This is a genomic window from Streptomyces sp. NPDC006512, assembly GCF_040611935.1.
Taxonomy (GTDB): Bacteria; Actinomycetota; Actinomycetes; order Streptomycetales; family Streptomycetaceae; genus Streptomyces.
On the sequence record NZ_JBEXPG010000014.1, the window covers coordinates 64,559 to 86,573 of the forward strand.

Genomic DNA, 22,015 nt, shown 5'->3' on the forward strand with positions numbered 1-22,015 from the left:
GACTTCTCGGAGCCCGCGGGACACACCGCCGACAAGAAACCGTCACACTGCGGCGGAATGGGGCCCGGCCGCCGCCCGTTCCCCCTGACATGACTGTCGGAGTAGCTCTTCACACGACCGGCCCGGAGAACCAGATCGACGCCACCGTGCGGCTCGCCAGGGAGGCCGCGGCCGCCGGGCTGCGGTCCGCCTGGTTCGGGCAGACCTTCGGGGCCGACTCCCCGCAACTCGCCGCGATCGTGGGGCGCGAGGTGCCGGACCTCCAGGTCGGCACGTCCGCCGTCCCCGTCTTCGGGCGCCACCCCCTGATCGTCTCCAGCCAGGCGCAGACCGCCCAGGCCGCGACGCACGGCCGCTACCACCTCGGACTCGCCCTCGGAACCAAGCTGTTGACCGAAGGCGGCTTCGGCATCCCCTTCGAACGTCCCGTCGCCCGCCTGCGGGAATTCCTCACCGCCCTGCGGCAGCTCACCGACACCGGCACCGCCGACTTCCACGGCGAGCTCCTCACCGCCACCACCCCGATCCCCGCACGCGTGCCCGGAGCCGAGGCCGGCGTCCCGCTGCTCGTCGCCGCCATGGGCCCGCAGGCCCTGCGCGTCAGCGGCGAACTCGCCGACGGCGTACTGCCGTACCTCGCCGGCCCCCGAGCCCTGGCCGGGCACATCGTCCCGGCCGTCACGGCGGCGGCCGAGGCCGCGGGACGCCCCGCACCCCGGATCGTCGCGCTGGTCCACGGCGTGGTCACCGACGACGTGGACTCCGTACGCGAGAAGGCCACCGAGCAGCTCGCCTTCTACGAGCAGATCCCCTCCTACGCCCGGGCCGTGGAACTCTCCGGCGGCCGGCGCGCGTCCGACGTGGCCGTCATCGGGGACGAGAAGACGGTCGCCGCCGAAGTACGGCGCTACCGGGACGCCGGGGCGACGGAAGTGGTGTTCTCGGGAACCGACCTGGCCGGAGAGGCCGACCGGCTCCGCACCTGGGCGCTCCTCGGAGAACTCGCGAACTGACCTGTCCCGGGACCCGGTTCCGTACCATCGCCGCCATGGTGCCTTCCGAGGAGAACAGCCCGTCCGCCGCCCCCTGGCGCGTCGGCAAGCCGAAGCACGTGCGCCGGACCGGAGTCCCCCCGTACGAGCGGCACGGCGCCGCTGACGGCCGCCCGCTCGCCGAACGGGACGGCCTGAGCATCCACGGACGGGTGGGAAAGATCAGCTGCGTCGACGCCTCGGGCAGCACCCGCTGGACCCGGCCCTGCACGGGCCGCCCCAACGCCGCCCACATCAGCGGCGGCCGGGTCCTGCTCACCACGGACTCCCTCGAGTACACCCCCTGGGGCAACCTCGGCCCGGCCCTGCTGCTGGACCTGTCGGACGGCACCCCGGTCGCCGAACTCCGCGGCGAGCGCGGCGCGGCCCTCCGGGGCGGCCGCTTCCTCCTCGGCCTGGAGGGCTACGACTGCTTCGACACCTGGGAGTACGACCGCGACGGAAACCTCGTCGACTCCTGGCGCACCTACGGCCACTACGTCGTCGGCACCGGGGTCCGGGTCGTCGAATGCGACCGCCGCGTCCCGACCGGCAGCCGGGTGGTCCGGCTGCTCCCCGGCGGCGTCATCGAGCGCGGTCCGCGGCTGACCGACCCGACGGTCCCGCGCCCCCTAGTCCTGGAGGACGGCACCATCCTGGTCCTCGACGCCGGCGTGCTGCGCGCGGTGGACCGCGGCCTGGCCCCCACGGTCCTCGCGGAACTCCTCCCGGTCACCACCGACCGGGCGTCCGCCCGCATCAGCGCCCTCACACGCGACGCCGGGCGGATCAAGGCGGTCATCGCCGAGCCACAGCCGGACCACCACCCGACCCGGTACACCGTCCACACCTGGACCATGACGCTCCACCCGCCCGGGACCTGGCGGTGACCCGCGCGATTGCGGGTAGGCGCAGGAGGTGCGGCGCGCGAGCGCGCCCGGTTCGACCGTCGACCGATGACGGAATTCGACCGCCGACCGATGACGGAAAGTGACTCCTGATGGCCAGTTCTCTGCAAACGGTGCGTCCGCCGCCGGCCCGGCCGGATCCGGGGAGTGACTTCGCCCGGCTCTCCAAGAAGGTCCAGGCAGCCGGACTGATGGGCCGCCGCCCCGGCTACTACGCACTCCGCACGGCCACCGTGTCGGCCCTCTACGCCGCCGGCTGGACGGCGTTCGTACTGATCGGCGACAGCTGGTGGACGTTGCTCGCCGCCGGCCTCCTCGCCTTCGTCTTCGGACAGGTCGCGCTCCTCGCGCACGACATCGCACACCGGCAGGTCTTCCGCCTGCGCAAGGCCAGCGAACGGTCGGGCCGGCTCGCCGGGAACCTCGGCATCGGCATGGGGTACGGCTGGTGGCAGGACAAGCACACCCGGCACCACGCCAACCCCAACCACGAGGACCTCGACCCCGACCTCGACCCTGACATCCTCGTCTGGACGCGCGACCAGGCCCGCGCCGCGAAAGGCCTGCCCCGGTTCCTGGGCCGCCACCAGGCGTTCCTGTTCTTCCCCCTGCTCACGCTGGAAGGCTTTAACCTGCACGTGTCCGGGATCCGGTCGCTGGCGGACGAGTCCCTGAAGCACCGGGCCTGGGAGGGCACCCTCCTCTTCGCGCACATCGCGGCCTACCTCGGCGCCCTGTTCCTCGTGCTGCCGCCCGGCAAGGCGATCGTCTTCCTGATCGTCCACCAGTGCCTCTTCGGCATCTACCTCGGCTCCGTCTTCGCCCCGAACCACAAGGGCATGCCGACCCTGCGGGGCACGGACCGGCCCGACTTCCTACGCCGTCAGGTGCTGACCTCGCGCGACGTACGCGGCGGCCCGCTCACCGACATCGTCCTCGGCGGCCTGAACTACCAGATCGAGCACCACCTCTTCCCGAGCATGCCCAGCCCGCACCTGCGCAGGGCCCAGGCCCTCGTCCGCGGCCACTGCCAGGAGCTCGGGATCAGCTACCTGGAGACCAGCCTGATCGACTCCTACCGCCAGACCCTCGCCAGCCTCCACGACGCCGGTTCCCCGATCAGGGAGGCCCGCACCACCTGACCCACCGGCATCATGGGGGGATGATCACCATTCATCTGAAGTACGAGATCGACGTCGACAAGCTCGCGGACTTCGAGGAGTACGGGCGCCGCTGGGTCCGGCTGGTCAACCGGTTCGGTGGCACCCACCACGGCTACTTCCTGCCCAGCGAGGGCGACAGCGACATCGCGTACGCCCTGTTCTCCTTCCCCGGCTTCGCCGCCTACGAGCAGTACCGCACGGACAGCATGTCCGATCCGGAATGCCAGGCGGCCTTCGACCTCGCACGCGAAACCCGCTGCATCAAGCGGTACGAGCGCCGCTTCCTGCGCCCGCTCGACACCTCCGGCGACTGACCCGGCTGCCCCTTCCTGCGGCTCGCGGCCCGGGCCGGCCGTGCATTGGAGTGGCCCGCGGCCCCGCCGATGGCGTGGCTCCCGGCCGGCCCGCGGCCGCTGCCTAGGGTCGGCGGGACCGGACCGGCACGACGTGCGCACGGCCGGCCGTTCCGGAACAGGTGGGTGAATCGTGGAACGCATCACGGCCGAGTCACACGCTCACGAGCCCCCGCCACCCGCCGGACGGCCCCGACGGCGGCTGCCCCGGCGCCTCGCCGCGCTCACCGGACTGCTGCTCCTGTGCGCGCTGCCCGCGCGTCCCGTGGACGCCGCCCAGCTCCACGACGTGAGCCCGCGGACCGGGCCGCCGCTGTACGTCTCCGACTACGGCAACGACCGCGTGGTCACCCTGCCCACCGACGACGACGGCGACCAGAGCACCCTCGCCCTCGACGGCCTGGTCCGTCCGACGGGCCTTGCCTGGGACCGGGCGGGACGCCTCTACGTCTCCGACACCGGCAACAACCGTGTGGTGCGGTCGTCCCCGGACGGGAGCGGACAGTCCACCGTCCCGACCGACGGCCTCTCGCGCCCCCTCGGACTCGCGGTCGACACCGCCGGCACCCTCTACATCGCCGACAGCTTCAACGACCGCGTCGTGAAGGTGCCGGCCGACGGCAGCGGCCAGACGACCGTTCCCACCACCGGGCTGCTGCACCCCTGGGGCCTGGCCCTGGAATCCGACGGCGACCTCTACGTCTCCGACTTCGTCAACGACCGCGTCGTGAAGGTGCCCGCCGACGGCAGCGGTCAGACCACCGTCCCGACCGCCGGCCTCTCCCAGCCCACCGGACTGGCCCTCAGCGCGACCGGCGACCTCTACGTCTCCGACAGCGGCAACAACCGCGTCGTGAAGATCGCCGCCGGCACGGGCGCGCAGACGACCGTCCCCACCACCGGGCTGAGCAGCCCGCTCGGCCTGGCCCTCGACCACCGGGGCGACCTCTACGTGGCCGATGCCTTCAACAACCGCGTCGTCCGCGTCCGCCCCGCCGGCGGGGCGCAGACCACCGTGAACTCCACCGGTCTCAACACCCCCACCGGCCTGGCCTTCCCGCCGTCCACCGGCCGCCCGGCGGACCTGGGCCCGTAGACCGGCCGGGCCCCGTCGCGGACTTGACCGATCATCAGGAGGGCTGCCGTGGAACCCGCCGAGGAACCGTCCGCGTCCGGCAGCCTCGGCTGGAACCGTGCGACAGCCATGCTGGCGCTCCTGTCCTTCGCCATGCTGGTCGTCTCGCTCGACCAGTACATCGTCGTCGTGGCGCTCCCCGACATCGCACGTGACCTCGGCTATTCCGCGCAGACCCTCCAGTCGGTGATCAGCGCCTACGCCGTGGCCTCGGCCGGCTTCCTGCTGTTCGGCGGGCGGGCGGCCGACCTGCTCGGACGGCGCCGCGTCCTGGTCACCGGCCTCGCCCTCTACGCCGGGGCGGCGCTCGCGGGCGGACTCGCGACCAGCGCCGGCATGCTCCTCGCCGCCCGCGCGTTCCAGGGTCTCGGCGGAGCCTTCGTCTTCCCCACCACCCTGGCGCTCATCAACACCGCCTTCGCCGAGGGCCGCGCCCGCAACCGCGCGCTGGGGATCTGGGGAGGGGCGGGCGCGGCCGGCCTCGTCATCGGTGTGCTGCTCGGCGGTCTGCTGACGCAGGCGTTCGGCTGGCAGGCGGTCTTCCTCGTCAACGTAGCCCTGGCCGGCCCCGCGCTGCTGCTCGCCTTCGTGGTGATCCCCCGGGACGGCGCACGCGAGGAGGGTCGCGACTTCGACCTGCCCGGGGCGCTCAGCGTCACCTCCGGAGTCACCCTCGTCGTGCTCGCCCTCGTACAGGGCCCCGGATGGGGCTGGCTCTCGCCCGCGGTCCTGGTGAGCGCGGCGGCGGGCGTCCTGCTGATCGGAGCCTTCGTCGTCATCGAGCGGCGCAGCGAGGACCCGCTCATGCCACCCGGGCTGTTCTCCAACCCCAACCTGGTCACCGGTGTCGTCATCGCGTTCATGTTCATGGCGACCTTCGGCTCCGTGCTCTACTTCCTGTCCCTCTACTTCCAGGAGGTCCTGGGGTACGACGCCTTGCAGACCGGCGTCGGCTTCCTCGTCCCCACGGCCGTGGTGGTGGCGGGCTCGGCCGTCGCCGGCCATCTCGTGACGCGGTTCGGTCTCCGGCGCACGCTGTCCGCGGCCCTTGCCGTCGGTGCGCTCGGTGCGGTCGCGCTGGGCCTCACGATCTCGCCCGACGGCTCGTACGCCGAACTCGTCCCCGGCCTGGTCGCGCTCGGCATCGGCGACGGGGTGGTGTTCACGGCGATGTTCATCGCCGCCGCCACCGGGGTCGCCGACCGCGACCAGGGCATCGCCTCCGGCATCGCCGCCACCGGCTCGGGCGCGGGGGCGGCGGTCGGTCTCGCCGTCCTCGTCCTGGTGGCGACCGCCGGCCTGGAGGGCCTCTCCGGTGAGGAGCTACGGACCGCCACCGCCGAGGGCATCAGCACCACGCTCTTCGTCGTGGCGGGCGGCATCGCGCTGACCTTCCTCGTCGCCGTCAGCCGCTGCCCGACACCACCCCCGCCCGTGCCCGGCGTCGTGCCGTACCAGACCCGCCGCTGCTGAGCCCCGCTCGTCCGCCGGATCGGGAACGGCGGCCCGCGGTGCTGCGTCCTTCCGGGCAATCGGAGATGTGCCGGACCGGGTCCCGGGGCGCCGGCGGAAGGGCGGGGCCGTGCGGGGAGGACGAGGTGGGGGAGCGGGGTGGGTGGCCTTCGTGGTGGCGGTGCCGCTGGGCGTGGCCGCGATCGTCATGGCGATGGTGTTCACCGGTACCGGTGTCACCGGGACGAGCCCGCTGCACGAGGCGGTGGAGACGTACCTCGACACGGTGGGACGCGGCGCGCCCGCGCCCGCCACCGGGCCGGGAAGCGGCTGTCCGGACGGGGACGGGGATCCGGCGGCCGTCCTGCACGGTCTCGCGGAGACCTTCGAACACCGCATCGTGTCCTCCACCGAGACCGACGGCACGGCCGCCGTCAACATCGACCTCACCCCGCCGCACGGAGACCGGATCGCGGTCGTCCTGGACCTGCGCCGGACGGGGGACCGTTGGGACGTCTGCGCGGCCTCGACGGGCCGCGTGGCGATCGACCCGTTCTGAGGATCACACCCAGGTGTAGTCCGCGTCGGTGACGGCACCCAGGGACGCGTCGGTGACCGTGGCGCGGGGGTGGGGGAGGGCGGCGAGAGCCGGGCCGATGGGCGGGAAGATCGGCAGCTCGGCGAGTTCGCGGCGCAGGGCGGCGACGAGGTCTTCGCCGTCCTCGACGTTGCCGCCGGGCGGGGTGTAGTGGGTGGCGTGGGCGCGGTCGCGGCGGACGAGGGCGACGTCGTCTCCGCAGAACACGAGCGCCCCGGTCCGGATCTTGATCCGTGAGAACGGGGCGGGTTGGACGGTGTGGTCGGTCATGGCCGCCAGTATCTCCCGGGCCCCTACGCGGCCAAGGGCCCGGACTCCAGGAGTCCGGGCCCTTGGCCAACGGGGGACCGCCGAGCAGCGGACCCTCCGCTACCAGCGGTACCAGCGGCCGCTACCGCCCTTCGGACGGGCGACGAAACCGACCAGCCACAGCACCAGGACGGCGATCGCCACCCACCAGAGGATCTTCAGGGCGAAACCCGCGCCGAAGAGGAGCAGGACCAGCAGCAGAACGAGAAGCAGGGGAACCATAGTTATCAACCTCCGCAACACCGTGTGCCCGACCGAGCCCGGCGCATGCGCAAGATCTTTATGTGTTTCTTATTCGAATACCGGGGCAAGTGACCTCCCCGAGCCGGGACCGCGGGCGGTCACGGACGCATGAACCCGGACGTCCGAAGCATGTGCGTTCCATGGAATGCGTCGTGTACGAAGAACGGTCGGGCAGGTCGGAGGCGGTCGAGTGCGGACTCGACGACGAGGCCTGCCGGCTGGTGTTGAAACGACTGCGCGGGCTGGGCGACGGCGCCTTCGGCTGGGTGCGTCTGGTCGATCCGACCGAAGCCGAACTCCTCCAGCTCGCCGATGAGTTGGGCCTGCATCCGCTGGCCGTCGAGGACGCGGTCCACGCGCGCCAGCGGCCGAAGCGCGAGCGCTTCGGGGACGTCCTGGCCGTCGCGCTGAAGACCCTCTGGTACGTCGAGGAGGAAGCGGCGGTGGAGACCGGCGAGATGATGCTCTTCGTCGGACCCCGTTACGTCCTCACCGTCCACCACGGCACGGTGGACCCTGCGGCCGAGGCGGCCCGCCGGCTGGACGCCGACCCGTCCGTGCTGCGCCACGGCCCCCTCGCGGTCCTGCACGCCGTCCTGGACTCCGCCGTCGACGCCTACGGCGAGGCCGCCGAGAAGGTGCGCGCCGAGCTCGACCGGCTGGAGGACCGGGTCTTCTCGTCCTCCCGCGTCGACCACACCGAGGAGATCTACTCGCTGAAGCGCGAGGTGCGCGAGTTCCGGGACGCCGTACAGCCCCTGGTGCCGGTCCTCCCGGGCCTGGTGGGCGGGCTGGGCGAGGACGAGCGCTCCGCGACGGTCCTGCCCTACTTCCGCGACGTGGCCGACCACCTGCACCGCACCGACATCGAGGTGCGCACCCTCGACGAGCTGCTGAACTCGGTCCTCGATGCCCAGCAGGCCAGGGTGGGCACCTGGCAGAACGACGACATGAGGCGCATCTCGGCCTGGGCCGCGATCTTCGCCGTCCCGACCATGGTCGCCGGCGTCTACGGAATGAACTTCGAGCACATGCCGGAGCTCGGCTGGAGCTACGGCTACCCGCTCGCCGTCGCACTCATGGTGATCGCGTCGGGCCTCCTCCACCGGGCCTTCCGCCGCAACGGCTGGCTGTAGCGAGCCGGACCGGGAATCCGGCTTTGCCGGGTACCGCGCTGACATGAGTGCCGCCGGCGTGGAAAGCCGCTCGGTATGACACTCGCACCGAACGAAGGCCGCGGCACCGGCCACGAACGTGCCGACCACGAACGCACCGGCACCGACCGGACCGGCACCGGCCCGGCCGCCAGCCCGGGACCGGACGCGCGGATCGAGGAGCGGGCCCCGGACGAGCCCACGGAGCTGCCCGCCCGCTCCTGGCGGGCGGTACTGCGCGGCACGGTCACGGAGTTCCGGAACGACGAGCTCGCCGACCGCGCCGCCTCCCTGACCTACTACGGGGTGCTGGCGATGTTCCCCGCCCTCCTGGTGCTCGTGTCCCTGCTGGGCCTGGCCGGCGAGTCGACGACCGAGCGGGTACTGGACAACCTGCGGCGGCTCGTTCCCGGCTCCGCCCGGGACGTGATCAGCGACGCGGTCGAGCAGTTGCAGGGCAGCAGCGGCATCGGGTCGCTCATGGCGGTCGTCGGTCTCGTCGTGGCGCTGTGGTCCGCCTCCGGCTACGTCGCCGCGTTCATCCGCTCGGCGAACGCCGTCTACGACGTGCCCGAGGGCCGCCCGGTGTGGAAGGTGCTGCCGCTCCGCCTGGCGCTCACGGTGACCCTGATGGTCCTCGCCTGCGCCGGCGCGCTGATCGTCGTCTTCACCGGCGGCCTGGCCCGGCAGGTGGGCACCGCCCTGGGGATCGGCGACAGCGCGCTGACCGTGTGGTCGATCGCGAAATGGCCCGTCCTGGTGCTCCTCGTCATGGTCATGATCGCGCTGCTGTACTGGGCCGCACCGAACGCCAAGGGCCGCGGGTTCACGTGGGTCACGCCCGGAAGCCTCCTGGCCCTGCTGATCTGGATGATCGCCTCGGCAGGCTTCGCCTTCTACGTCGCGAACTTCGCCTCCTACAACAAGACGTACGGCACGGTCGCGGGTGTGATCGTCTTCCTGGTGTGGCTGTGGATCACCAACCTCGCGATCCTCCTCGGGCTGGAGTTCGACGCCGAACTGGCCCGCCAGCGGGCGATCGCCGGAGGGCTGCCCGAGGACGAGGAGCCCTACGTCCGGCCCCGCGACACCCGGGCCTGGAGCGACCAGGACCGTCGCCGCATGGAGCAGTGACCGTCGCTCCGCGTCGGAGTCCGACGGAAGGGACGGCCCGGAACCTCGTGGTCGCGGGGCGGGTGCCGGGCGGATTGATGGGTAGTCGCGCGGTGACGACAGCGTGCGAACACAGGACGAAGGGCAGGGTGACCACGCCATGAGCACGGTAGAGCGGCAGACCCACGGCACCGACGAATCGGTGAGCGTGCTGGTCTCGCGCGCCTCCCAGCAGATCTCCGAGCTCGTCCGCGAGGAGATGCAGCTGGCCCGCGCGGAGATGACCCAGAAGGGCAAACGCTTCGGCAAGGGCGGCGGCATGTTCGGCGCGGCGGGCCTCGTCGGCGTCCTGGCGGCCCAGGCCCTGGTCGCGAGCGGCATCGCGGCCCTCGCACTGGTCCTGCCCGTGTGGGCCGCGGCCCTCATCGTCACGGCGCTGCTCGCGATCGTCGCCGCGATCACGGCCAAGGCCGGGAAGAAGCAGATCGCCGAGGCCGGTAGCCCCGCCCCCCAGCAGACCATCGACAGCGTCAAGGCCGACCTGGCCGAGATCAAGGAGAAGGCACACCGATGAACGACGACGCCCGCACCAACATCGGCACCCCCACCCCCGAGACCCCCACCCCCGAAGAACTGCGGGAGCGGGTCGAGCGCACCCGTGACGAACTGGGCCGGACCGTAGAAGCACTGGCGGACAAGGCCGACGTCAAGGCGCACGCGAAGGAGAAGGCCACCGCCGTCAAGGAAGAGGCCCTGGAGAAGACCGCTCAGGCCACCGACCAGATCCGCGCCACGGCCCAGCAGGCCGCCCGGCTGGTCAAGGACAAGACGCCCGACCCCGTACTCGACCAGGCCTCCCAGGCCTCCGAGCGCTTCGCCCGGGCCACGGCACGCGCCGGCGAACTGGCTGCGGAGAACCTCCCCGAGCCGGTGCGCGACATGGCCGGCCGCGCCGCGGCATCCGCGCGCGCCAACCGCAAGCCGCTGCTCGTGGCCGGCGCGGTCCTGGTCGTCCTCCTGCTGGTGCGGCGCGGCCGCGAACGCCGATGAAGGCCTCGAAGGTCGCCTACAAGCCGGTCGGGCTCGCCCTGGGAGCCGTGAGCGGCCTGATCGCGAGCGCCGCGTTCAAACAGGCGTGGAAGGTCATCGAAGGTGACGGCGACGCCCCCAGCGCCACGGACGAGGACCGCTCCTGGCGGCAGATCCTGATCGCCGCCGCCGTCCAGGGCGCGATCTTCGCCGTCGTCAAGGCCGCCGTCGACCGCTCGGGCGCCGTGGCCACCCGGCGCGTGACGGGCACCTGGCCGGGGTGACCGCCGCGGACGGCGGCGGGCACTCCGCCGTCCGCGGCGGGAGCCGTGCCGGACAACACGGAAGATCGGCGGACCCACCGGTAAGGCCGTCGAATGGGGGTAGGCGCGAGACATGATCTCCAGCGAAATTCTTGCAGCCGAAGGTCAGGGAGCGCTCTTCCTCCTCCTGGCCGGTGTGGTCGTGGTCGTCGTGCTGATCGGCGCCTTCTGGTACGGCAGCCGACGGAGCCGGCGCCGCCGCGCCCCGGCCCGGCCGGCCGAACAGAATCCCGTGGCACGGGAGCGCGAGGACTCCTGGCGGACGCCGGACGACGACGTCGACCAAGGGCCCCGCGTGTGAGCCCCGCCTGGCCGCCACCGATCCAGGTGCGCGCAGGACACGGCCCGCCGCAGCAGCCCGCTCCGCGGGCCGCTTCCCACCCCCGGAGGTACGCGGTGCCCAGTACGATCCAGAACTCGGCCACCCTGCCCGGTGGACTGCTGGCCCTGCCCGGCGTCTACCAGCCGCAGGCGGACACCCGGCTCCTCGCCGACGCGCTCGCACGCGAGCACCTCCACCCCCGCACGGACGTCCTGGAGATCGGCACGGGCACCGGCGCCCTGGCCCTGCACGCCGCGTCCAGGGGAGCCCGGGTCACCGCGGTGGACGTCTCCTGGCCCGCGGTGGCCACGGCCCGCATCAACGCCTGGCGGCGCCGGCTGCCCCTGCGCGTCCTGCACGGCGATTTCGCGGCACGCACCGCGGGCCACCGCTTCGACCTCGTCGTCACCAACCCGCCGTACGTCCCCGCCCCCGGCGAACGGCTCCCGTCACGCGGCCCGGAGCGGGCCTGGGACGCGGGCCCCGACGGGCGCGGGGTCATCGACCGGATCTGCGCGGACGCCCCCGCCCTGCTGTGCCCGGGAGGCGTCCTCCTCATGGTGCACTCGGGAATGTGCGGGGCCGACCAGACCGTGGACCGGCTGACGGCGGCCGGCCTGGCCGCGGAGGTGACGGCCACGGCGACTGTGCCGTGGGGTCCCGTCCTGCGTTCACGACGGTCCTGGCTGGAGGAGCAGGGTCTGGCGGCCGAAGCCGAGGACCGGGAAGAGCTGGTGGTCATCCGTGCCCAGTACCTCTGACAGCACGCCGCCCCGGGCCCCCGCCGCCGCGGCGGCGCGGGCCCGCCGGGTGGCCGTCGACCCACAGGGCCCGGTCCTGGTCGAGGGCCCGGTCGAAATCGTCCTGGAAGACGGGACCGTCGCCCGGTCCGACCGCTTCATGGTCGCGGTGTGCACCTGCCGCCGCAGCCGGACCTACCCCTGGTGCGACACCAGCCACCGCCGCCGCGAACGAGCCGCCCCACCGCAGGACGTGAACCCGTGATGACCCCTCCCAGCCAGAGCACGACGGCGACCGCGGCCGGACCCCTCCTCGTCGAAGGGCGGGGCGAGCTGTCCGGAGCCGTGACGCGGGCCCTCAGGTCCGGCGGCCCCCCGGCACACGCCCCCACGGCCGTACGGGAAGCAGACCCCTGGGGGGAGGACCTCCAGCTCGCCCTGTACCTGCTGTACGAACTGCACTACCGCGGCTTCGACGGCGTGGCCGACGAACGGGAATGGGACCCGGACCTGCTGCGGCTGCGCCGAGCGCTGGAAGACCGCGTCCTGGACGCCCTGCGCACCGAACTGTCCGACGCCCCCCGGTCGGTCGACGACGCCTTCGCCCCGCTGCTCGTCGAGCCCGTCGACCTCTCCGGCAGCCTCAGCCACCACCTCGAAACCGCCGGCGAACTCTGGCAGCTGCGCGAGTACGCGGCCCTGCGTTCCCTCTACCACCTCAAGGAGGCCGACCCGCACGCCTGGGTCATCCCCCGGCTCACGGGCCGGGCCAAGGCCGCCATGGTCGCCATCGAGTACGACGAGTTCGGCGCCGGCCGCGCCGACCGCGTCCACGCCCGGCTCTTCGCGGACCTCATGACCGACCTCGAACTGGACCCGACGTACGGCCGCTACCTCGACCGGGCCCCGGCGCCGCTGCTCGCGACCGTGAACCTGATGTCCCTCTTCGGCCTGCACCGGGCGCTGCGCGGAGCACTCGTCGGCCACTTCGCCTGCGTCGAGGTCACCTCGTCGCCCGGCTCCCGCCGCCTCGCCAAGGCCATGCGGCGCTGCGGCGCGGGACCCGCCGCCGAACACTTCTACGCGGAACACGTCGAAGCCGACTCCGTCCACGAACAGGTCGTACGCCACGAGGTCATCGGCGGTCTCCTCGCCGACGAACCGGACCTCGAAGGGGACGTCGCGTTCGGCTGCGCGGCGACCGTACTGCTCGAAGACCGCCTCGCGGCCCACATCCGCGAAGCCTGGGACCAGGGCCGCAGCGCCCTGCGCCCGCTCTAGGCCGTCCCCTCCGGGGTGTCGTCCTGCCCCTGGGTGCCGGGAGCCCGGTACCGGACCCGCCCGGCCCGGTCCAGGGCGTCGAGGGTTTCGTCGACGGTCAGGAGCACGGTCGTCTCGAAGGAGCCGAGTGCGCCGCCCCCGGTGATCGCCAGTGCGACCGCGGCCATGGACACGTTGTCGGGGGCTTCCCACAGGCTGTAGCCGTCGTGGGTGCCGAAGGCGTACCAGAAGCCGTGGAGCTTCCCGCCGACGGACTCGATGTAGGTCCGCGCGGCCCGCGCGCGGTCCTCGGGGTGACCGATCAGCCTCGCCCAGGTCTCCGGGGTGTAGCTGAACTTCGACAGGTAGAGCGGCATCGTGTCTCTCCTTCGCCCGGCCGGGCGGCTGCCCGTGGCGGCACCGTTCCACCGTCGCCGGGGCGGCGCACGTGCGCACTTCGGGGGGCGGCCGCACCATGGCCGTGTACCGTGCCCCGCCCGCCGCGAAGGAGATGGACGACGGTGAATCCGGAAACCCCGCCCCCCGCGGCATCCTCCGTCCCCGTCAGCGAGGAGGGCCGCCGGCTCCTCCTCGTCCGGCACGCCAAGGCCGTGCCCAAGGGGCTGACGGCGGACTTCGACCGGCCCCTGAGCGACCGCGGCCGCAGGGACGCCCCCGCGGCGGGGCGGTGGCTCGCCGCGTCCGGCTTCACGGCCGATCTGGCGCTGTGCTCGCCGGCCCGGCGGACCCGGCAGACGTGGGAGCTGATCCTTCCCGCCCTGACGGACCCGCCCCCGACCGTGTACGACGACCGGCTCTACGACGCGACTCCGAGCGGGCTGGCGGACGTGCTGTCGGCCCGCGGCGGGCGACTCGGCAGCATCCTCCTCGTCGGTCACAACTCCGGCATCCACGAGCTGGCCTCGGCCCTGTGCGGCGACGGCCCGGCGGAACTCCTGGAGCGGCTCCGGGCGGGCCTCCCCACCTCGGGGGTCGTCGCCGTGGACCTTCCGGGAGGGTGGGACGGCCTGACCCCGCACCACGGCAGGCTGACGGCGTTCTGGTCCCCGGCCGACGCCTGAGGAGCCCGGCGGCCGCAGGCGTGCGCGACCGGGGGGCGGGTAGGCGCCGGACACCCCGACCGGTGGGACCACGGCGTCGCGCCCCCCGCCCGACCGGGGGCAGGAACGGTCTTCCAGGCAGGAGGGCACCACCATGTCCGCACAGTTTCCGTCCGCACCGCTACCGGAACCCGACCCGCGGCTCCGCGCCGCCGGACCCGGCCCGAGCACGGGAGTGCCGCCCGGCGAGACGCCGCCGGGTGAATCGAGCACCGGTTCCGGAGCCGGCCCGTACCGGCCGCTCACCCGCGGCTGGGGCAAGGGGCCCCTCGTGCTCATCTGCCTGCTCGCCCTGGCAGTCGCCCTCTTCTTCCTGGCCTATGCCGTCATGCTGAACATCTGAGCGGGACCTCTGAGCGGGACCTCTGAGCGGAATCCGTTCGGCTGCGGTACCAGGCCCTGCCGGGGCCGCTCAGGGCATCTCGTCCGGGTCGCAGCTGGCCCGGCGCAGCCCGATCGTCCGCAAGGCCCGCATCAGGGCTTCGGAGTCCCCCTCGCGCACCACGTGGACGGCTCCCTCGACGGCCAGTCCGGCCACCTCCCGGGGCACGCCCGCCCCGGGAGTCCGCAGCACCACCCCGCCCGGCGGGTCCAGGGCGCGCACCCCGTGGAACACGCGCAGGAGGTCCGGATCGGCCTCGATGCTGTCGACCCCGGCGGGCAGGGACAGGACGGTGATGTCGGGCAGGAGGACGCGGGCGTGCGCGAGGGCGACGGCGGCGTCATGGGCGTGCGACACGACCCTGAAGTGCGGATTGCGCTGGATGCCCGCACGCAGCAGCTCCAGCTGCCCGCCGTCGGGCACGCCCACCAGCAAAACCGTCATCACCCGCCCCATCCTGCTTTCCGCCGGGCCGCACGGCGACCCGGGGGCCGCTCAGCCCTCCACCCCGGAGCCGTGGCCGCGCCCCGGATGACGGCCCGGGCCGAGGGGAGAGCCGGCCAGCGGGGTGGGGGACAGGTCGGCGTCCCCTTCACCGCTCTCCAGCAGGGTGTCGGCGGCGCCCACGATCAGCGGGTCGGGCACACCGACCGCCGCGGGGTCCTTCCGGTCGTAGTCGATGCGCCCCAAGAGGCTCCGGATCGCCTCCAGCCGCCCCCGCCGCTTGTCGTTGTTCTTGACCACGGTCCACGGCGCGTGCGCGGTGTCGGTCGCCCGGAACATCTCGACCTTGGCGGTGGTGTACGCGTCCCACAGGTCCAGCGAGGCCAGGTCCGTCGGGGACAGCTTCCACTGCCGCACCGGATCGACCTGCCGGATCGCGAAGCGGGTGCGCTGCTCGGCGCGCGACACGGAGAACCAGAACTTCACCAGCAAGATGCCGTCGGCGACCAGCATGTCCTCGAAGGCGGGGCACTGCCGCAGGAACAGGTCGCACGCGGCCGGCGGGCAGAAACCCATGACCCGCTCGACGCCCGCCCGGTTGTACCAGGAGCGGTCGAAGAAGACGATCTCGCCTGCGGTCGGCAGATGGGCGACGTAGCGCTGGAAGTACCACTGCCCCGCCTCCCGCTCGGTCGGCTTGTCCAGGGCGACGATCCGGGCGCCGCGAGGGTTCAGCCGCTCGGTGAACCGCTGGATCGTGCCGCCCTTGCCGGCGGCGTCCCGGCCCTCGCAGACCACGACCAGCCGCGCCCCCGTCTCCCTCACCCAGCGCTGGAGCTTCAACAGTTCGATCTGCAGGATCCGCTTGGTCCGCTCGTACTCCCGCCTGCTCATCTTCCGCTCGTACGGATAGTTCTCCTGCCACGTCCGGATGGGGGCCCCGGCCGCGTCCAGCAGTACCGGCTGCTCCGGACGGTGGTCGTCCACGCGCAGCCCCGCCAGCAGGTCCTCGGCCTCGGGGCGCTTCGACTCTCGTTCGTTCACACCGGACCCCTACCCGCTCTACGCCATCCGATGAATCACGCCGCTTCCGGCGGTACCACCGCGGCCGTCCCGACCCGCCGACGGGCGCCGACAAGCAAATCTGTGCTGGCCGCAGTAGACATTCGCGGCTCGTGCGGCTACGGTTTTTCCGGTATCTGAGCGCGAGCGGGTCCCGCGGACACGAACGGCCGAGCCGCCCCGTACGCCTCAGCACACACCGTGCGCAGATCGAGTCGAAGTTCTTCGGGGCCCTGGTGCCAGGACGGCGCCAGGGCCCCTCCACGCGTTCCATGAGAGAGGTGCAGATGACGGCACACGACTCCTACGACCGTCTCGACGACGACGACTACCCCGCCTACACGATGGGCCGGGCAGCCGAGATGCTCGGCACCACCCAGGGCTTCCTGCGCGCCATCGGCGAAGCGCGCCTCATCACCCCACTGCGCTCGGCGGGCGGCCACCGCCGCTACTCCCGCTACCAGCTGCGCATCGCCGCCCGCGCCCGCGAGCTCGTCGACCAGGGCACCCCCGTCGAGGCCGCCTGCCGCATCATCATCCTCGAGGACCAGCTCGAAGAGGCCCAGCGCATCAACGCCGAATACCGTCGCGCGGCCGAAGCGGAGAACCCGACGGCCCCGGTCTGACACGGCCGGGATCCGCGGCGCTCCGCCCACGGCCGCGGCGCGGGCGGCTCCCCTGCCCGGTGCGGGGAGCCGTGGCGCCGACCCGGCGGAAGGGCCGGTGCGGCCGGGTGCGTGGCACCGGCCGGCCGTGCGCTACCTCAGGTGTGCAGGAGGCTGTTGCGGCCGTCGTGGCCGTCCGCTTCCTCCTCGTCGAGCCAGTGGCCCCCGTCGGCGAGGTAGCGGAACCCGTGGCGCTCGTTCACCGGCAGGGTGAGCGTGACCGCGCGGCTCCCGTCCGGGCGTACGGCCATCGGATGGGCGCCGGGCCGCCAGTCGTTGAAGTCGCCGACCACGCTGATCTCACCGGCCGGATGACCGGCGGGCAGGACGAACGTGATCTCGGTGCGCTTCTTGCGTCGGGTGCGCTCCAGCATGGGACGTCAGCTCCTCAGCTACGGGGGCAATGGCCTCGCCATTCCTGCCCGCCGCGACCGGAATGCCAGCGGGTCACTACGCCACCCGCGACGGATATCACCCGCACGGACGTAGCCACCGGGGTGCGGGACGCACCGGGCGAATCTCGTTGGTGGCGCCGGGTGCCTCCCGGTTAGCATCCGACGATGATCACGCCGGCGGACGAACCCTTCCACGACGCGGTGCGTCGAGCCGACGTCGGCTGGTTGTCCGGCCACGTCGACGCACAGTTCTGCCCGCCGGGCGTCTTCGGACTCCTCATCCGCCACGGAGATCCCCGCCTGCGGCACTTGGGGCTGCTCCTCCTGACCGAGCGCGTCACATCGGCGGGGGGAGACGCACGGGAGGCGGCCGAGCTCGCGGGACTGCTGCCCGAACGCCTGGAGGGGCCGCCGGAGACGCTGCTCGTCCTGGCGGAGCTCTACGAACGGCTCGGCCCCTACCTCCGGGGCCCGCGCCGACCGCCGTGGCGTACGGCCGAGCCGCCGGTACGGGTACGGATCGCCTGGCTCCGCGCCGAACTCCACAACGATCCGACGGTGATCCGGAAGGAACCCCGGGGCGAACTGCTGTACCACGCCGTGCGCGAGACGACCGCGGCCCGCACGCACCTGCCCGGGCAGCTCGTCCGTGAACTGGTGCACAGCGGTGACCCGGTCCTGCACGCCGCGGCGCTGCGGCTGGCCAGGGAGGGACTGCACGCCGGTCTGCTGGCGCCCGCACGGGTCCGCGACCACCTGATCGCCCTGCTCGGATCAGACGGCGAGGACGTCGTCGCCGCCGCACTGGCCGAACTCGCCGAGCCGTGGGCGGCGTTGGATCCCCTGCCGCCCGGACGCCTGACCCCCTTCCTCACGGCCGGCTCGGTGGTCACCCGCCCCGGGGCGGCGGACGCCGCCCTCACGGCCGCGGCCCGTCACGGGCACGGCAGCCCGCTGTGGCAGGTCATCGAAGACCCGGACCTGCCGCCGGCTCTGCGCCGACGCGCGATGGAACTGCTCGGTGACCTGGCACACCGGGGCGACATCGACGCGCTGACGGCCGTCGCCGCACGAGACCCGCTGCTGTTCGGCGGGCCGGCGGTGACGTGCCTGCGCGGCCTCCACCGGCGCGGCCACTTCCCCGACGCCCCCCACGTCCCGTCCCTCATCGGCCTGGCGCTGGCCGACCACACGATCGCGGCCGACGAGGTCGCGACGATCCTGTTCACCTGCCGCCGGGCGACGTTGCGCGTACTGGTGGACGCGGACGCCGACGATCCGGACTGGCCGCGGCGGCTCACACTGCTGGTCGCCCTGGCCCGACAGGGGGCGGGGGAGCTTCCGATCGGGGAGGCCGTCACCCGGATCCTCCCCTCGGCCCCCGCACCGGGGCCGTTCCTGCACGCGATCCGTGCGCTGCGCCACACGGACGCCGAAGACGCCGTGATCGCCCACCTGCCCTCGTCACCCGCCGCGGCCCTGGACGCACTGGAGGCCATCGGCGGCAACCGCACGGTGACGGCGCTGCGGGAGGGGCTCGGTCTCGCCGCGGAGGGGAGCGCGGGCGGGATCGCCCCGCACCTGGGCGCGGTGCGGCACCGCGCCCTCGAAGTGCTGTGGCACCTGACGCACGATCCCGCCGAGCGGCGTGCCCTCCTCAGCCGCCTCGACCCCGCGGACCTGCCCGCGCGCATCGCGGTGGACCTCGGCGGTCCGGACGAGGGAGAACTGGCCTTCCTGAGCTCCCACCTGGACCCGGACGAGCCCGTGGCGGCCCTGTGCAGACTGGCCGCCCACGCCGGTACCGGCACCCTGCCGGCCATCGTGGACCTGCTCATGCGCGTCGTCAGCGAACTGGCGGCGTCCCGGGAGCCCGGCGCGGTCGCCCCGCCACCCGGAGGCGGACAGCCCGCCGGGGCGCCCGTGGTACCCCAGGAGATCCTGGACGCCGTGCACGGCCTGGGCCGCCGGCTCCACGAGCGGGGACGCATCAGGCCGTCCTGCCTGCTCGACGCGGCGACCGCACACGAGGCCGGACACGCACTCGCCGCGACCATGGCACTGGACCTGCTGGACCGGCCCGGCCTGTCGAGCGCCGAGCAGGCGATCCTGCTCGAACTCCTGCTGCGGGCGCCCTACGAGCGCACCCGCGCGCGGGTGCACCACCTGCTGCGGCACCGCGACCGGCACGTGCGGGGGCACGTGATCGCATTGCTGGCCCGGGAAGCGACGGGGGACGACGCGCAGGCGTTGTCGGCGACCCTGATCGCGCTGACCGCCGCCCAGGACGTCCAGACCGTCCGCCAGGCACTCCTCGCCCTCGGACACGCCAGGGCCCGCTGGGCCGCCGGCGCCATCGCCGCACGTCTCGGCCACCCGAACATGAACGTCAAGAAGACCGCGGCCCGCGTGCTGGTCCGCGCGGGCACGCCCGCGGCGGTACCGGAACTGCTCCGATGGCTCGGACACCACGACAACCCGGGCCTGCGCGACACCCTGATCGAGGCGCTGCGCGCCGTCCTCGGCGACGCCTACCCGGCGACGGTGCTCGCCGCGGCCGAACGGAGCGAAGCCGGCCGCGCCCGCGAACTGCTGCTGGAAGGCCTCGACCGCACCCTGTCGGCGCGTTCGGTCCTCGCACTGGACGACCAGGCATCGCGGGTCGTACCGAGCCTGCTCGCCCTCGTCGCGACCGGCCGGGTCACGCTCGCCTCCGGGCGGCCCGAGGACCTGTCGGCGGCCATGGCCAAGCACGGGACCGGCATTCCCGCCGCGCCGCGGTCAGCGGTCGACGACGTGGCGCACCCCGACATCACGTCCCTCAGGACGGACGGCTGGAACCCGGCCGTCGCGCTCCGCATCGCAGACCGGCGCGAGCTGCCGCACCCCACCTGGCTGCACGGGTTGCGGCCGCTGCTGGCGGACTGGCTCCGCCTGGCCGCCTCCGCGCCGACGTTCCGGGACCGCGTACTGCGTCTCACCTTCCGGCTCTGCCCCGCACCGTGGAGGACCGGGGAAGTGACGGAATTCGCCCGGTACACCGGCGTCCTGCTCGACGGGCTCGCCGAGGCCTCCTCGGCGGAGGAACGGCGCGACCTGGTCGCGGTACTCGAAGCGGTCGCGCCGACCCTGTCCGCGACCGAGAAGCCGGCCCTCGCCGACGCGGTACGGGCGCTGCCCCCCGCACCCGCCGGAAGCCGGTCCACCCTGCCGCTGCTCCGCGCCCTCGACGCGGTGCCGGTCCGCGCCGACCTGGAGCGGGCACTGGCTTCGGCCGGGCTCGAGGCCAACCCCCGGCAGGCCGAAACGGCCGTGCTGCGGGACGCGTTCGCCGTCCCGGAGCCCGCTGCCGCCACCGTGCCGGTCACGGCCGCGGCATGGCGGGCCGCGCTGGACACCGCGGCGCGCACACCGGACTCCCTGGAGGAATTCCGCCGACTCGGCCTTCAGGACGACGGCGTCCCGGGTTCCCGGGACCGCCTGACCGCACTGATCGACCTCTACCCCTCCACCGGCTCCGGCGTCCGGGCCGCCCTCATCGACTGGATGACGGACCTCCAGCCCCTCGACGCACCACCCTGGACCCTCACCGAGACCGCCCGCACGCCCGCGCCACGACCGCGGACCGTGCACATCGACGACCTCGACCAGCCCCGCTCGACCGCACTGCGGGAACGACTGCTCGCCATGCTGCGGGAACCCGCCCCGGACCGGCGGCGCACCGCGGCCCTGGCGCTCTCGGCATGGCCCGAGCCCGCAGCCGGGCTTCCCGTCCTCCGCGCGTTCCTCCGGGGCGGCGTCGACATGCCCGTCTCCGCCGACCTGGCCCGCTCCCTGAGCGTCGCCGGCGAGAGGGAACTGCGCGCGGACGGCGTCCTGCACGACAGAGCGGCTCTCGCGGCGAGCCTGCTCGCCCCGTCCGAGCTGGAACCGTTCCTCCCGCTGCTGCTGGAATGGTGGCAGCACGACCCGCCGGCCGGCAGCTCGGCAGCCGGGCGGGCGTTGCTCCGGATGCCCGCCGACGTACTGGCGCGGCACCTCGGCGACCACCTCGACGCGGGCGCCTGGGGGTTCCTCGACCTGCTGCGCGGGCGCCCCCTGCTGCGCACCCCCGCGCTGACGCGGACCTGCCGGCGGCTGCGCGCCGAAGGGCGCGACGACCTCGCGGACGGGCTGCTGCTCGTCGAGGGTCCGCTGCGCCACCCGGACTCCGCACGGCAGGACGCCGCCGCACTGGCCGCGCTCCGCGGCCCCGCCCCCGCGTCGGCCGGCGCGGGGTCACGGCCGCCCACCCGGCAGGAGCTGTTGGACCTGGCCCGCACCGGCGACCCGGTGCGGATCCGCCGTGCGCTGACACGGCTGGCCGAGGGGCACCGTGGCCCGGACGCGGACCAGGACCCCGGACTGCGGGACCTGATCGGTGAGTTGCTGCACCACCCCAGGCCCAAGGTCCGCCTCCACGCCCACCGGACGTCGCGGGCCATGCTGGACCGGCAGACCTACCTGCACCACACGTCGATCCTGCTGCACGATCCCCAGCCCGACCTGGTGCGCACGGCGGTCCGGACCCTCTGCCACGCGACCTGGGCACCCGCGATCCCCGTCGTGACCGCGCTGCTGGAGCACCCCCATCCCGTCGTCCGCAAGACCGCGGCCGAGGGGCTCGTCACCGTGGGAGCGCCGGCGGTCCCCGCACTCAGACGTGCCGCCGACCACGTCCGCCCCGACAAACGGGCCCTCTACACCGACGTCCTCGCACAGATCACGACCGCCGAACCCCAGTAGCACCCCCGCGCCCCGGGATTCCGGCCGC

At 73.4% G+C, this 22,015-nt stretch carries 26 protein-coding genes; 20 read left to right on the top strand and 6 right to left on the bottom strand.

What is annotated here, in order from left to right:
- Positions 1-89 precede the first annotated feature (89 nt).
- From ABZZ17_RS12820 to ABZZ17_RS12850, 7 genes are all read left to right on the top strand, one after another.
- On the top strand, positions 90-1,013 hold the full coding sequence (locus ABZZ17_RS12820; protein ID WP_356875056.1) for an LLM class F420-dependent oxidoreductase: 924 nt from the start codon (positions 90-92) through the stop codon (positions 1,011-1,013).
- A 35-nt stretch (positions 1,014-1,048) separates the two neighbouring features.
- On the top strand, positions 1,049-1,921 hold the full coding sequence (locus tag ABZZ17_RS12825) for a hypothetical protein (protein ID WP_356875058.1): 873 nt from the start codon (positions 1,049-1,051) through the stop codon (positions 1,919-1,921).
- Between the two features lie 110 nt (positions 1,922-2,031).
- Positions 2,032-3,081 (top strand): acyl-CoA desaturase, encoded by a 1,050-nt coding sequence (locus ABZZ17_RS12830; protein WP_356875060.1) that lies wholly within the window; start codon positions 2,032-2,034, stop codon positions 3,079-3,081.
- A gap of 20 nt (positions 3,082-3,101) precedes the next feature.
- On the top strand, positions 3,102-3,416 hold the full coding sequence (locus tag ABZZ17_RS12835; protein ID WP_356875062.1) for an NIPSNAP family protein: 315 nt from the start codon (positions 3,102-3,104) through the stop codon (positions 3,414-3,416).
- Between the two features lie 289 nt (positions 3,417-3,705).
- Complete coding sequence (locus tag ABZZ17_RS12840) at positions 3,706-4,551, top strand: hypothetical protein (protein WP_356875213.1); 846 nt, start codon at positions 3,706-3,708, stop codon at positions 4,549-4,551.
- A 48-nt stretch (positions 4,552-4,599) separates the two neighbouring features.
- Complete coding sequence (locus tag ABZZ17_RS12845) at positions 4,600-6,063, top strand: MFS transporter (protein ID WP_356875064.1); 1,464 nt, start codon at positions 4,600-4,602, stop codon at positions 6,061-6,063.
- Between the two features lie 142 nt (positions 6,064-6,205).
- Positions 6,206-6,601 (top strand): hypothetical protein, encoded by a 396-nt coding sequence (locus ABZZ17_RS12850; protein ID WP_356875066.1) that lies wholly within the window; start codon positions 6,206-6,208, stop codon positions 6,599-6,601.
- Positions 6,602-6,604: 3 nt separating this feature from the next.
- Here the strand turns inward: ABZZ17_RS12850 and ABZZ17_RS12855 are convergent, their stop codons facing one another.
- Together ABZZ17_RS12855 and ABZZ17_RS12860 are read right to left on the bottom strand one after the other, a co-directional pair.
- On the bottom strand, positions 6,605-6,910 hold the full coding sequence (locus tag ABZZ17_RS12855; RefSeq protein ID WP_356875068.1) for an NUDIX domain-containing protein: 306 nt from the start codon (positions 6,908-6,910) through the stop codon (positions 6,605-6,607).
- A 99-nt stretch (positions 6,911-7,009) separates the two neighbouring features.
- Complete coding sequence (locus tag ABZZ17_RS12860; protein ID WP_283453945.1) at positions 7,010-7,171, bottom strand: hydrophobic protein; 162 nt, start codon at positions 7,169-7,171, stop codon at positions 7,010-7,012.
- Positions 7,172-7,344: 173 nt separating this feature from the next.
- On the opposite strand from ABZZ17_RS12860, the gene ABZZ17_RS12865 reads away from it, so the two are divergent.
- The 9 genes from ABZZ17_RS12865 to ABZZ17_RS12905 all read left to right on the top strand — a co-directional run bounded on the left by ABZZ17_RS12865 (position 7,345) and on the right by ABZZ17_RS12905 (position 13,154).
- Entirely contained in the window at positions 7,345-8,328 is a 984-nt protein-coding gene (locus ABZZ17_RS12865) for a magnesium and cobalt transport protein CorA (RefSeq protein ID WP_356875070.1), read from the top strand.
- 75 nt (positions 8,329-8,403) lie between these two features.
- Entirely contained in the window at positions 8,404-9,480 is a 1,077-nt protein-coding gene (locus ABZZ17_RS12870; protein WP_356875072.1) for a YihY/virulence factor BrkB family protein, read from the top strand.
- A gap of 139 nt (positions 9,481-9,619) precedes the next feature.
- Entirely contained in the window at positions 9,620-10,033 is a 414-nt protein-coding gene (locus tag ABZZ17_RS12875) for a phage holin family protein (protein WP_356875074.1), read from the top strand.
- Positions 10,030-10,509: a DUF3618 domain-containing protein gene (locus ABZZ17_RS12880; protein WP_356875076.1), complete on the top strand. Its 480-nt coding sequence runs from the start codon at positions 10,030-10,032 to the stop codon at positions 10,507-10,509. Before ABZZ17_RS12875 ends, ABZZ17_RS12880 begins: the two co-directional genes overlap by 4 nt.
- Complete coding sequence (locus ABZZ17_RS12885) at positions 10,506-10,772, top strand: DUF4235 domain-containing protein (protein WP_356875078.1); 267 nt, start codon at positions 10,506-10,508, stop codon at positions 10,770-10,772. The genes ABZZ17_RS12880 and ABZZ17_RS12885 overlap by 4 nt, the downstream gene beginning before the upstream one ends.
- 112 nt (positions 10,773-10,884) lie before the next feature.
- Complete coding sequence (locus tag ABZZ17_RS12890; RefSeq protein ID WP_356875080.1) at positions 10,885-11,112, top strand: DUF6479 family protein; 228 nt, start codon at positions 10,885-10,887, stop codon at positions 11,110-11,112.
- A gap of 95 nt (positions 11,113-11,207) precedes the next feature.
- The gene (locus tag ABZZ17_RS12895) at positions 11,208-11,894 is read left to right on the top strand and encodes a HemK2/MTQ2 family protein methyltransferase (protein ID WP_356875082.1); all 687 of its coding nucleotides are present in this window, start codon (positions 11,208-11,210) and stop codon (positions 11,892-11,894) included.
- Positions 11,878-12,138, top strand: coding sequence for a CDGSH iron-sulfur domain-containing protein (locus ABZZ17_RS12900; protein WP_356875084.1), 261 nt, complete (start codon positions 11,878-11,880; stop codon positions 12,136-12,138). Before ABZZ17_RS12895 ends, ABZZ17_RS12900 begins: the two co-directional genes overlap by 17 nt.
- Positions 12,138-13,154, top strand: a complete 1,017-nt coding sequence (locus ABZZ17_RS12905; RefSeq protein WP_356875086.1) for an iron-containing redox enzyme family protein — start codon at positions 12,138-12,140, stop codon at positions 13,152-13,154. The genes ABZZ17_RS12900 and ABZZ17_RS12905 overlap by 1 nt, the downstream gene beginning before the upstream one ends.
- Here ABZZ17_RS12905 and ABZZ17_RS12910 read toward each other — a convergent pair.
- Positions 13,151-13,510, bottom strand: coding sequence for a GYD domain-containing protein (locus ABZZ17_RS12910; RefSeq protein ID WP_356875088.1), 360 nt, complete (start codon positions 13,508-13,510; stop codon positions 13,151-13,153). The two genes, ABZZ17_RS12905 and ABZZ17_RS12910, sit on opposite strands and share 4 nt — an antisense overlap.
- Before the next feature lie 144 nt (positions 13,511-13,654).
- Between ABZZ17_RS12910 and ABZZ17_RS12915 the strand changes: the two genes are divergently transcribed.
- Both ABZZ17_RS12915 and ABZZ17_RS12920 read left to right on the top strand, forming a co-directional pair.
- Complete coding sequence (locus ABZZ17_RS12915; protein ID WP_356875090.1) at positions 13,655-14,215, top strand: histidine phosphatase family protein; 561 nt, start codon at positions 13,655-13,657, stop codon at positions 14,213-14,215.
- 133 nt (positions 14,216-14,348) lie between these two features.
- Positions 14,349-14,597, top strand: coding sequence for a DUF6480 family protein (locus tag ABZZ17_RS12920; protein WP_356875092.1), 249 nt, complete (start codon positions 14,349-14,351; stop codon positions 14,595-14,597).
- Between the two features lie 69 nt (positions 14,598-14,666).
- Here ABZZ17_RS12920 and ABZZ17_RS12925 read toward each other — a convergent pair whose 3' ends face one another.
- Positions 14,667-15,080 (bottom strand): hypothetical protein, encoded by a 414-nt coding sequence (locus ABZZ17_RS12925; protein ID WP_356875094.1) that lies wholly within the window; start codon positions 15,078-15,080, stop codon positions 14,667-14,669.
- Positions 15,081-15,131: 51 nt separating this feature from the next.
- The gene (gene ppk2 / locus ABZZ17_RS12930) at positions 15,132-16,124 is read right to left on the bottom strand and encodes a polyphosphate kinase 2 (protein ID WP_356875096.1); all 993 of its coding nucleotides are present in this window, start codon (positions 16,122-16,124) and stop codon (positions 15,132-15,134) included.
- 305 nt (positions 16,125-16,429) lie between these two features.
- Here ppk2 and ABZZ17_RS12935 point away from each other — a divergent pair, with 305 nt between their 5' ends.
- Positions 16,430-16,768, top strand: a complete 339-nt coding sequence (locus ABZZ17_RS12935; RefSeq protein ID WP_356875098.1) for a MerR family transcriptional regulator — start codon at positions 16,430-16,432, stop codon at positions 16,766-16,768.
- 137 nt (positions 16,769-16,905) lie between these two features.
- Here ABZZ17_RS12935 and ABZZ17_RS12940 read toward each other — a convergent pair whose 3' ends face one another.
- Positions 16,906-17,181, bottom strand: coding sequence for an isoamylase early set domain-containing protein (locus ABZZ17_RS12940; protein ID WP_356875100.1), 276 nt, complete (start codon positions 17,179-17,181; stop codon positions 16,906-16,908).
- A gap of 186 nt (positions 17,182-17,367) precedes the next feature.
- Between ABZZ17_RS12940 and ABZZ17_RS12945 the strand changes: the two genes are divergently transcribed.
- Positions 17,368-21,987, top strand: coding sequence for a HEAT repeat domain-containing protein (locus ABZZ17_RS12945; protein WP_356875102.1), 4,620 nt, complete (start codon positions 17,368-17,370; stop codon positions 21,985-21,987).
- Positions 21,988-22,015: the final 28 nt, after the last annotated feature.